Genomic DNA, 10,912 nt, shown 5'->3' with positions numbered 1-10,912 from the left:
GCGGTGGGGAATGCCCCATTCTTCCACAGCGGATGCCGGGCGCCGCGTTGCGAGTGGCGTCCGCACGCTGATAGCATCGTTCGTTGGCTTCCCCTTCTTCTGCGCGCTTGTCGCGCGAGAGCGGGTCGCGGCGGGCTCTGGTGAGCAGAAGCCGCCGCCAATCAACTCGTACGAACCAAGAACAGGACACCATGGCGAACATCAAGTCGCAGATCAAGCGCATTCTGACGAACCAGAAGGCGACCGACCGCAACCGCGCGCTCAAGAGCGAGCTCCGCACCGTCGTGCGCGAGGCCAAGAAGGCCATCGCCGCTGGCGACAAGGACGCCGCGCAGGAGAAGGTCACCGCTGCCACGCGCAAGCTCGACAAGGCCGTGTCGAAGGGTGTCATTCACAAGAACCAGGCCGCGAACCGCAAGTCGGCCATCGCGAAGCAGTTCGCCGCGCTCTAAGCCGCACCGCACGCTCGAAGGGGACCCCACTCGGGGTCCCCTTCGTCGTCCCCCGGCATCCGACCCTCACCGCATCCGCCACGCACCCCGCATCCCGGGCGTGCGGCGATAGCGGTACCGAACGGTCGCCTGCCGCCCGCTTGCACGACCAATTCGTACCGGTCCGCGGGCACACCCTCTACCCCGCAGGCCACCGGTACCGAATCGTCGCGCGGCGCCCTCCCAGGCGACCACTTCGTGCCGGTCCGCGGATGCGCCTCGGCGCGGCCACCCACCGGTACAGGTACCGGTAGCGGGACTGGTACCGAATCGTCGCGCCGCGCCCTCCCGGGCGACCACTTCGTGCCGGTCCGCGGGCACACCCTTCGCGCCGCAGGCCACCGGTACCGAATCGTCGCGCGGCGCCCTCCCGGGCGACCGCCTCGTACCGGTCCGCGGATGCGCGCGCGGGCACGGATGCGCGCGGGCGCGGGCGAACGTGCGCTCGCCCGGAGGCGCGCGGTCAGGCGACGCTGCGGTCGGCGATCTGGCGCACCAGGCGCTCGACCGCGTACTGCGGATCGCGCTCGGCGCCCTTCACCGCGTGGTCGGCGTGCGCGATCGCCTCGATCGCGTCGCAGAGTGTGGCGTCCGTGAAGGCACGCAGGTCGCGCCGGGCATTGTTGAGCTGCCAGTCCTGCATGCCGAGCTGCCGGGCGGCCTGCCCGCCGCCTCCGGAGATGCCCGAGACCTTCGCGAGCTGCCGGAATCGCATGGCGAAGGCCGCCACGATCGGCACCGGATCGGCACCGGTCGCGATCGCCTGGCGCAGCGTGACGAGCGCCTTCGCGGTGTCGCGCGCGACGACCTCGTCGACGACGGCGAACGCAGTCGTCTCGACCCTGCCCGCGTAGTAGGTGCGCACGACCTGCTCGGTGACGGGGCCCTCGGTGTCGAGCGCGACCTGCCGGATGGCGTTCGCGAGCTCGGCGATGTCGGAGTGGAAGGCGTCGACGAGCGCCGCGATGGCGCCGGGCGTCGCCTCGCGCTCGAGCAGCCGCAGCTCGTTGCGCGCGAAGGGCACGAGATCGCCGCGGCCAAGCGGCTGGCACAGCACCTCGATCGCGCCGGATGTCTTGCGGATCGCATCCAGCAGCTTCTTGCCGCGCACCGTCGATCCGTCGTGGCGGATCACGAGCGTGGTGCCGTCGACCGGCTGCTCGAGGTAGCGCAGCGCGTCGGCGATGAACGCATCCGTCGCCTTGACGCCGTTCTCGACCCGCACGAGGCGCGGCTCGTCGAACAGCGAGGGACTCGCGATCAGCTCGAGCGCACCGTCGGTGTAGGCGCCCGCATCGAGATCCGAGACCTCGAGCTCCGGGTCCTCCAGCAGCAGCAGCGACTTCAGCCGCTGCAGCGCGCGGTCCGCCAGGAACGACTCCTTGCCGAACACCAGCACCACGGGTGCCGGCGACACCTGCTCCCAGCCGATCTTGGGGATGCTCGCTGCCATGCCATCAGCCTACGGCGCGCCGCCGACACGCTCAGACCACACGCGCACGCCCTGTTCGTCGAGCGCCAGCGCGATCGTGCCGAGCTCGTCGGTGCGCAGGGCCGCAGTGCCGGCATCGCGCACGAGGCGCAGGGCGGCATCCGTCGGATGGCCGTAGTCGTTGGCGCCGACGCCGACGAGACCGACGGATGCTCCCACCCGGCGATACAGCGCCGGCAGCTGGTCGGCGGAGCCGTGGTGAGCGACCACCACGACCGCGGCCGAGGGCACGCCGGCGCGGAGCAGGCGCGACTGCGCCTCGGCGCCCAGGTCGCCGAGCACCAGCAGCTCGACGCCCGCACCCGGCAGGTCGACGGTCACCGCGACGCTCGCGTCGTTGCCGGGCGCCGCATCGCCGATGGGCCAGAGCGCATCGATGCGCAGCCCGCCGAGCTGCCACGCGTCGCCGCGACGAGCCTCCTGCACGGCGGCGCCTGCGGCGGCGAGCTCATCGACGACGGGCCCCGCGCGATCATCCAGCGGTCCGTGCACGACCATGGCGGTGCGTCCGGCCAGCGCTGATGCGCCGCCGACGTGATCGGCGTCGAAGTGCGTCAGCACCAGCAGATCGATGCGCTGCACCCCGAGCGTGGTGAGGCAGCGGCGCACGAGGGCGGGATCCCTGCCCGTGTCCACCAGCACGACGGCGCCGCCATGCCGCACGAGCGTGGCACTGCCCTGCCCCACGTCGCACTGGGCGATGCGCCAGTCGGCGAGCGAGCCCAGGCGGATGCTCGGCCACGCGGCCCCCGCACCAACGACGAGTCCCACGATCAGTGCGACTGCGATGCCTCGCACGAGACGACCCCTGGCATGGCCGATCGTGACGATGACGAGCATGGCGGACGCTGCCACCGCACCCCACGGCGCTGCGGGCCAGGGCGTCTGAGCGCCTGGCAGCTGCTGCGCCACCATCGCGACGCCGGCGATCCACGCGGCCGGGATCCACGCGACCCAGGCCAGGCCCACGGCCACCGCCGGGGCGAGCGGCGCGGCGAGGCAGGCGGCCAGGCCGACGACCGTGACCAGCGGCGCAGCGGGCCCGGCCAAGAGGTTCGCGAGCACCGAGACGAGGCTCACGCGGGCATCGAGCGCGACGAGCACGGGCAGGCACCACAGCTGGGCGGCGAATGGCACCGCGATGAGCGCCGCGATCGGCAGCGGCAGCCAGCGCCCGAGTGCTCGCGCGATGGGCGGCCCGTGCATGATGAGGCCGCAGGTGGCGAGCGCCGAGAGCGCGAAGCCCGCGCTCGTCGCCAGGTGCGGCTGCAGCACGAGCACGAGCAGCACCGCAAGCGACAGCACCGCTACGGCACCCGCGCGACGCCCGGTGACGATGCCGAGCAGCCCGATCGCCGCCATCGCCCCGGCGCGCACGACAGAGGGCTCCGGCGTGACGAGCACGACGAACGCCGCGAGCGCACCGACCGCGATCGCCACACGCACCGCTCGCCGCGCCCCGAGCGCTGCCGCCGACTGGAACGCGGCGCCGACGACGATGACACAGTTCGCGCCCGAGACCGCCGTGAGGTGCGAGAGGCCGGTCTCGAGCATCGCGGCGCGCAGCTGCGCACTCACTCGCCGCTCATCGCCGATCGCGAGACCGGGCAGCAGCTCTCCCCCGGCGCCCGGCAGCTGCGCTGAGGCGGCGAGCAGCCCGTCGCGCAGCGGTCCGGCCCAGGCCAGCCAGGCTACGGGTTCGGCGACCATCAGCTCGCTGCAGGTCAGCAGCCAGCGCGAGCCGTCGAGCCATGCACTGCACGCGCCGGTGGCGGTCGCACCGATCGTGAGCGGCGCATCCGGCGCTCGCAGCAGCATGGCGCTGCGCATGTCGACGAGCGCGATCGGTGCTGCGCCGTCGCAGCCGGTGACGAGCACCTCGGTCGGCGTCGCCTGCCCGAGCAGCAGCAGCGACAGCTCCCCGCACTCGTCGAAGCCGCTCGCGACCATCGCGTCGGCCGCCGCCAGCAGCGGACACGCCAGCGCGGCACCCACCGCGACGGTGCGGACCGCGTCGACGGCGATCGCCGGCAGCCGGCGAGCGAGCAGGTGCGCCGTCAGCAGGCACGCGAGAGCGGCGGATGCCGCGACGACCGCAGCGTTCGCCAGCAGCGCCGCATGCGCGCTCAGCGCCGCGAGCGCCGCCCACGCGATGCCAACGGGGAGCGCGAGCCGTACGTCGCGCATCAGAGCGTCACGAGCGGCGTCAGCGACGACAGCAGCGCGGGGCCGATGCCCGAGACGTCGTCGAGCTGCGCGATGTCGGTGAAGGGGCCGTGCGCCTCGCGGTGGGCGATGATGGCGAGCGCCAGCGTCGGGCCGACGCGGGGCAGCGTCTCGAGCGTGGTCTGGTCGGCCCGGTTGAGCGATACGAGCCCGCCAGGGCCCGCGCCGCCCCCGGAGGGACCCGCCTCGGCGGCAGCGGCCTGCTCCTCGACCGTCGGCACGATGAGCTGCTCGCCGTCGACGAGCACGCGGGCGAGGTTCAGGGCGCCTGGCGCGGCATCGTCTGCGGTGCCGTCCGCGCGCGCGATCGCATCGAGCACGCGGGCGCCCTGCGGCAGCCGATAGACCCCCGGTTCGCGCACGGCGCCCTGCACGTCGACGACGAGCTCGCCGGCGACGGTCGCGACCGGCGACGGCAGCACGGCGGCCGGCTGCGCGTCGACCACCATTCGCTGCGCGACGCCGCCCGCGACGGCGCCGAGCACGAGCAGCACCGCGGCGCCCGCGCCCAGCCGCCAGCGCGCATCCGTTCCGGACATTCCGGCACGGTAGGGCGGATGCGGGTGGGGGCGCGGGCGGCGCGGGCGCGGTTGTGGACGGTTGGGGCAGGGGCGCGTCCGGTCTCGTGACGCGCCCGCCTACGGCGGGCGCTCCTCGACCTACGGGGGTGGCGGACGCTCCTCGACCTACGGGGGTGGCGGACGCTCCTCGACCTACGGGGAGGCGGCCGCTCCTCGACCTACGGTTGGATGACGAAGTTCACGAGGCGCGGGGCTCGCACGATCGCCTTGCGGATCTCGGCGTCACCGATGGCCCGCTGCACGCCCGGCAGGTCGCGAGCGAGCTGCTCCAGCTCGGCGTCGGTGATGCCGGCCGCCACGTCGATGCGGTCGCGCACCTTGCCGTTGACCTGCACGACGGCCGTGACGCTCTCCTCCTTGGTGAGCGACAGATCGGCCTTGCGCCAGCCCGCGTTCGCGATCGACGGCTGGTGGCCGAGGTTCGCCCACATGTCCTCCGCCGTGTACGGGGAGAAGAGCGACAGGCCCAGCGCAATGGTCTCGACCGCCTCGCGCACCGCGGGGTCGCCCGCGCCGGGACCGGCGTCGACGGCCTTGCGCGTGACGTTCGTGAGCTCCATCAGCCGGGCGACGACCACGTTGAACTTCAGGCCCTCGATCAGGCCCGGCGCATCCGCCAGGAACTTGTGCGTCTCGCGCCGCAGCGCGCGGTCGCCCGGCTTCGGGTCGGTGCCGGGCTTGGCGAGCGCCTCCTTCGACAGGCGCCAGGCCCGCGCGAGGAACTTCTGCGCGCCGGTGGGGCTGACGTCCTTCCAGTCGATGTCGTCCTCGGGCGGGCCGGCGAACGACATCGTCAGGCGCACGGCATCGACGCCGAAGCGCTCCAGCTCCTCCGACAGCGTGACGAGGTTGCCCTTCGACTTCGACATCTTGGAGCCGTCGAGGATGACCATGCCCTGGTTGAGCAGCGACTCGAAGGGCTCCGTGAACGGCACGTGGCCGAGGTCGAAGAGCACCTTCGTGATGAAGCGCGCATAGAGCAGGTGCAGGATCGCGTGCTCGACGCCGCCGACATAGCGGTCCACCGGTGCCCAGCGCTCAACCTGCGCGCGGTCGAAGGCCTGGGTGTCGTCCTTCGGGCTCAGGAAGCGCAGGTAGTACCAGGACGAGTCGACGAACGTATCCATCGTGTCGGGGTCACGCTGCGCGGGGCTGCCGTCGATGGGCGACTCCACGGCCATCCACTCCTCCGCCGCGCCGAGCGGGCTCGTGCCCTTCGGCGTCAGGTCGAGGCCCGCCGAGTCGGGCAGCGTGACCGGCAGCTGCTCGAGCGGCACCGGCACCTCCTGTCCGTCCGCGGTGTGGATGATGGGGATGGGGGTGCCCCAGTAGCGCTGCCGGCTGACGAGCCAGTCGCGCAGCCGGTAGGACTTCGCCGAGCGGCCGACGCCCTTGGCATCCAGCAGCTGCACCATGCGGCCGATCGCGTGCGTCTTCGACAGCCCGTCCAGCTCGCCCGAGTTGATCAGGCGGCCGTCGCCCGTGAGCGCCTCGCCCGTCGACTTCGGGTCGAGCGCGGGAACCTCGTCGGGCCACACGGCGTTGCCGTCCTCATCGAGCGGCACGACCGGCATCACGCCGGTGACGGGTGCGTTCGTGTCGACCACGACCCTGACCGGCAGGTCGAAGGCGCGCGCGAAGTCGAGGTCGCGCTGGTCGTGGGCGGGAACGGCCATCACGGCGCCGTGGCCGTAGTCGGCGAGCACGTAGTCGGCGGCCCACACGGGCATCCGCTCGCCCGTCAGCGGGTGGATCGCGACGCGGCCCAGGTCGACGCCGGTCTTGACGCGCTCGGTGCTCTGGCGGTCGATCTCGGTCATGCGCCCGACGTCGTCGAGGTACGCCTGGAAGCGCATCCGAACCTCCGCGTCAGCACCGGCAGCCAGCTCGGCCGCCAGGTCGGAATCCGGCGCGACCACCATGAATGTCGCCCCGTAGAGCGTGTCGGGTCGGGTGGTGAAGACAGGCACGCGGCCCGGGTGGCCCTCGATCTCGAACTCGACCTCCGCGCCCTCGGAGCGGCCGATCCAGTTGCGCTGCATGCGCAGCACCTTCGACGGCCAGCGGCCCTCGAGCTGGTTCAGGTCGTCGAGCAGCCGATCGGCGTAGTCGGTGATCTTGAAGTACCACTGCGTGAGCTTCTTCTTGACCACCGGGGTGCCGCAGCGCTCGCAGCGACCGTCGACGACCTGCTCGTTGGCGAGCACCGTCTGATCCTGGGGGCACCAGTTGACGTTCGACGGCTTGCGGTAGGCGAGGCCGGCCTTGTAGAGCTCCAGGAACAGCCACTGGTTCCACTTGTAGTACTGCGGATCGCTCGTGTGCAGGATGCGGTCCCAATCGAACGCCGTGGCGTACTTGCGCATCGAGCGCTTGTGCTGCTCGATGTTCGACTCGGTCCACTGCTTCGGATCCTCGCCGCGCTTGATGGCCGCGTTCTCCGCCGGCAGACCGAAGGAGTCCCAGCCGATCGGGTGCAGCACGTTGAAGCCCTGCTGGCGCCAGTAGCGCGCGAGCACATCGCCGTAGGCGTACGACTCTGCGTGGCCCATGTGCAGGTCGCCCGACGGGTACGGGAACATGTCGAGCACGTACTTGCGCGGGCGCGTGTCCGTCTCGTCGTCCGTCGCGAACGGTCGCAGGGCTTCCCACTGGGGCAGCCAACGCTGCTCGATGCGGGCGAAGTCGTATGTCTCGTCAGTCACTGATGCTCCTGGGTGGGGCCAACCGCGGCGGCTGCGGCCGGCTGTCCAGTCTAAGCGGGCTGGCCACCGTGTGCGTCGTGCCTAGAATCGAGGGGCAACGTCGAGGAGGTGATCGGTGCCGGAGTTCGAGAATCCGCCAGCGACCGTCGACGTGCCTGCGTCGCGCGTGACGCGCATCGTCGCCGTCGACGCGCCCGTCGCCGCGGTCTGGCGGTGCCTGGTGGAGCCCGATCTGCTCGCGCAGTGGCTCGGCGACATCGCCGCCTTCCCCGATGGCGTCGTCGAGGGTGCGACGGGGCGCTTCGCGTGGACCGGCGAGGTCGTGCTGGCCGCGCGCATCCGCGAGGTCGTGACCGAGGAGCGCTTCGCGTTCGAGTGGGCGGAGGGGATCCTCTCCGGTCGGGCCTCAGCGGTGCAGATCACGCTCTCCCCCGCCGATCAGGGCACGCAGCTGCACCTGGTCGAATCGGGGTTCCCGCTCGAGGGCGACGACGCGACCCGCCGTGAGGCGCTGCGGGCGCTCGCCGCCGGCTGGACGGTCGAGCTCGACGAGCTGGTCGAGCTCGCGGAGTCGCTCCCCGCCTGAGCGCATCAGGTCGAGCTTCCCGAGATCGCGCGTGCTCGCGTGCAACCGAGCGGGTTCGGGAGGCTCGACGCCTCAGCGGGGGACGAGGGCGGCGAGCAGCGCAGCCGCCTTCACGTGCAGCTCCTCGACCTCGAAGGCGGGCTCCGAGAGCGCCGTCACGCCGCCACCGACGCCGATGAGCGTGCCGTGCTCGTCGGCGACCACGCTGCGGATCACCATCGCCAGGTGACAGGTCTCCCCCGCGACGAGTCCGAAGCATCCCGAGTAGATGCCCCGGGGCGCCCCCTCGAGCGCCTGCAGCAGCTCGACCGTGCGCCGCTTCGGCGCGCCGGTCATCGAGCCGGCCGGGAACAGCGCGCGCACCGCGTCCAGGGGCCCCGATCCCGGCAGCAGCCTGCCCTGCACCGTCGACACGAGCTGATGCACCGTCGGGTAGGTCTCGACCTCCAGCAGCCTCGTCACCTCGACCGTGCCGGGCGCGCACACCCGCTGCAGATCGTTGCGGCACAGGTCGACGATCATGACGTTCTCGGCGCGCTCCTTCTCGCTCTCGAACAGCTCGAGCGCGAGCGCCGCGTCGTCGTCGGCGCCGCGCCGCCTGGTGCCCTTGATCGGGCGTGTCACGGCCACGCCGCCCTCCACGCGCAGGAACGTCTCCGGGCTCGCGCTCGAGACCGTGACGCCCGCGATGCGCAGCAGCCCACCGTGGTGGACGGGGCTCGCCGAGCGCAGTCGCGCGTGGCTGGCGATCGGGTCGATGTGCGGTGCGTCGATCGCGGTCGTCAGGCACAGCACGTAGGAGTCGCCCTCGTGGATGTGCCCACGGCAGCGCTCGACCTTCTCGGCGTAGGCGGCGTCGTCGTCGCGCCAGCGCAGCGCCCCCGCATCGATGCCGGCCATCGACGGCAGCCGCACCGGCGCCGGCTCGAGCGACCACGGATGGCCGTCGCGCGACTGCAGCTGCGCCTCGCCGTCGGCCACCACGACCCAGCGATCGAGCAGCAGCCACGCGGCTTCGGGGAACCGTGCAGGCCCCGGGGCGTCGGCCACGGGCGTGATCCCGAGCATCCGCACCCCGGCCTCGTACCCGAACCAGCCCACCCAGGCACCCGGGAGCGCAGACCGGGCCGACTCGAGCGCAGCTACCGCATCGCCCGCGATCGGCGCACCGTCCAGCTCGGCACGGCCGTCGCGACTGAGCAGCACGTGCGCACCGATGCCCACCACGTGCGTACCCTGCGATGAGGAATCCAGCCACACGACATCGCCGCCCAGGGCCTCGAGGGCGGCGAAGGCAGCCTCGGGCGAGACGGTGACCGGCTGCGCCCAGCGCGCACCGAGGTGCGGCAGGAGCGGCGCATGGGTCGCAGGCATAGGGTCGATCCTATGAGCGGGATCGAGGGCGTGCGCGCCTGGACGCACTCGACCTTCCTCCCCGTCGAAGCGCAGGTCACGACGACCCTCGCCGCCGATTCCTGGCTCGTCGTCGACGGCCGCGTGCTCGCCTTCGAGCGCCATCGGCGACGGTTCGCGGATGCGGTGGCCGAGGCCGGTGGCGACCCGCACGAGGCGCTGGCGGCCAGTGCTGCGGCGACGCAGCTCGTGCCGCCCGCGGGCCGCTGGTCGCCGCGGCTCGATCTGACGCCCGAGGGCATCCGACTGCGGCTCCGGCCCGCCCCGGAGCCGTCGCGCAGCGTCACCGTGACGACCGCGCAGCAGGACCCGCGCTCGCTGCCGCTGCGCAAGGGACCGGACCTCGCGGCGCTGGGTCGGCTGCAGGCGGCGGAGTCGGAGCGCGTCGGTGCCAGCATCGAGCCGATCATCACGGTCGACGGCCTCGTCGCCGAGAGCGCGTGGTCTGCAGTGCTGTGGTGGCGAGGCGACGCGCTGTGCGTGCCGGATGCGCGGATCCCGCGCCTCCCCTCGGTGACGGCCGCGGTGCTGCGCGAGCTCGCACGCCGCGACGCCATCGAGCTGCAGGAGGAGTCCGCGACACCGGCAGACCTCGACGGCTGCGAGATCTGGCTCGCGAACGCCCTGCGGGGCATCCGAGCGGTGTCCGACTGGGTGGATGGGCCGCGCGTCGCGCCAGCGACTCGCGCGGCGGACTGGCAGCGCCGGCTCGAAGGCGAGCGCAATGCGGCGAGCGTGATCCCGCGGTGATCGACGACGTCATCGGCAGCTTCCTCGACGCGGTCGGCTCGGTCGATCCGCTGCTGCGCACGCTGATCGCCGGTGCCGCGATGCTGCTGGAGACCAGCGTGCTGCTCGGTCTTGTCGTGCCGGGCGACACCATCGTGATCGTCGCAGCGCTCGCGGTCGAGGTGTGGCCGTGGTGGCTGGGCCTCATCGGTGCGGTGGTGCTCGGCTCGCTCGCCGGGGAGTCGATCGGCTTCGCGATCGGGCACTGGCTGGGGCCGAAGATCGACGCCTGGCTCGCGCGCCGCTGGCCACGAGCGTCGCTGCGCTGGCGGCGCACGGAGCGCTACCTCGCTCGGCGCGGCGGCCCGGCGATCTTCCTGTCGCGCTTCCTGCCGGTCGCCCACTCGCTCGTGCCGCTCATCGTCGGAGCGTCAGCGATGCGGTACCGGAGGTTCCTGGCCTGGACGATCCCGGCGTGCGTGCTCTGGGCGACCGCCTACGCGAGCGCCGGATGGCTCGCCGGCGGCACGTACCGCGAGCTCGCGGATCGGCTGCATGGCGCGGGCTATGTGCTCGTCGCCGTGATCGGCGCCTTCATCCTGCTCGTCTGGATCGTGAAGCGCGCGCTCGGCCGCTTCGAGGCTCGGCATCTGGATGACGAGGTGCGGGAGCGCGACTGAGCGATGCGG

9 protein-coding genes are annotated in these 10,912 nt (G+C 72.5%); 4 read left to right on the top strand and 5 right to left on the bottom strand.

Translation table 11 applies throughout. The annotated features are described in order from the left end of the window. The first annotated feature begins 191 nt into the window (after positions 1 to 191). Complete coding sequence (gene rpsT / locus ABG090_RS05445) at positions 192 to 452, top strand: 30S ribosomal protein S20 (RefSeq protein ID WP_347757124.1); 261 nt, start codon at positions 192 to 194, stop codon at positions 450 to 452. 502 nt (positions 453 to 954) lie between these two features. Here rpsT and holA read toward each other — a convergent pair. The 4 genes from holA to leuS all read right to left on the bottom strand — a co-directional run bounded on the left by holA (position 955) and on the right by leuS (position 7,495). After that, the gene (holA, locus tag ABG090_RS05440; protein WP_347757122.1) at positions 955 to 1,944 is read right to left on the bottom strand and encodes a DNA polymerase III subunit delta; all 990 of its coding nucleotides are present in this window, start codon (positions 1,942 to 1,944) and stop codon (positions 955 to 957) included. Between the two features lie 9 nt (positions 1,945 to 1,953). Continuing rightward, the gene (locus ABG090_RS05435; protein ID WP_347757120.1) at positions 1,954 to 4,170 is read right to left on the bottom strand and encodes a ComEC/Rec2 family competence protein; all 2,217 of its coding nucleotides are present in this window, start codon (positions 4,168 to 4,170) and stop codon (positions 1,954 to 1,956) included. Continuing rightward, a complete protein-coding gene (locus ABG090_RS05430) occupies positions 4,170 to 4,748 on the bottom strand; it encodes a ComEA family DNA-binding protein (RefSeq protein ID WP_347757118.1) in 579 nt (192 codons plus the stop codon). The genes ABG090_RS05435 and ABG090_RS05430 overlap by 1 nt, the downstream gene beginning before the upstream one ends. A gap of 200 nt (positions 4,749 to 4,948) precedes the next feature. Then, positions 4,949 to 7,495 carry a leucine--tRNA ligase gene (leuS, locus tag ABG090_RS05425; protein WP_347757116.1) on the bottom strand — a complete coding sequence of 849 codons (2,547 nt, stop codon included), beginning with the start codon at positions 7,493 to 7,495 and terminating at the stop codon, positions 4,949 to 4,951. Between the two features lie 115 nt (positions 7,496 to 7,610). Here leuS and ABG090_RS05420 point away from each other — a divergent pair, with 115 nt between their 5' ends. Beyond that, entirely contained in the window at positions 7,611 to 8,081 is a 471-nt protein-coding gene (locus tag ABG090_RS05420; RefSeq protein ID WP_347757114.1) for an SRPBCC domain-containing protein, read from the top strand. Positions 8,082 to 8,153: 72 nt separating this feature from the next. Here ABG090_RS05420 and ABG090_RS05415 read toward each other — a convergent pair whose 3' ends face one another. Next, a complete protein-coding gene (locus ABG090_RS05415; RefSeq protein ID WP_347757112.1) occupies positions 8,154 to 9,455 on the bottom strand; it encodes an anthranilate synthase component I family protein in 1,302 nt (433 codons plus the stop codon). Between the two features lie 12 nt (positions 9,456 to 9,467). On the opposite strand from ABG090_RS05415, the gene ABG090_RS05410 reads away from it, so the two are divergent. Together ABG090_RS05410 and ABG090_RS05405 are read left to right on the top strand one after the other, a co-directional pair. Further along, positions 9,468 to 10,244 (top strand): aminotransferase class IV, encoded by a 777-nt coding sequence (locus ABG090_RS05410; RefSeq protein WP_347757110.1) that lies wholly within the window; start codon positions 9,468 to 9,470, stop codon positions 10,242 to 10,244. Further along, on the top strand, positions 10,244 to 10,903 hold the full coding sequence (locus ABG090_RS05405) for a DedA family protein (protein WP_347757502.1): 660 nt from the start codon (positions 10,244 to 10,246) through the stop codon (positions 10,901 to 10,903). Before ABG090_RS05410 ends, ABG090_RS05405 begins: the two co-directional genes overlap by 1 nt. Positions 10,904 to 10,912: the final 9 nt, after the last annotated feature.

It is taken from the genome of Agrococcus sp. ProA11 (genome assembly GCF_039880525.1).
Classification (GTDB): Bacteria; Actinomycetota; Actinomycetes; order Actinomycetales; family Microbacteriaceae; genus Agrococcus; species Agrococcus chionoecetis.
The sequence above is the reverse complement of the archived record's forward strand: the minus strand, read 5'-3'. Positions and strand labels throughout refer to the sequence as shown.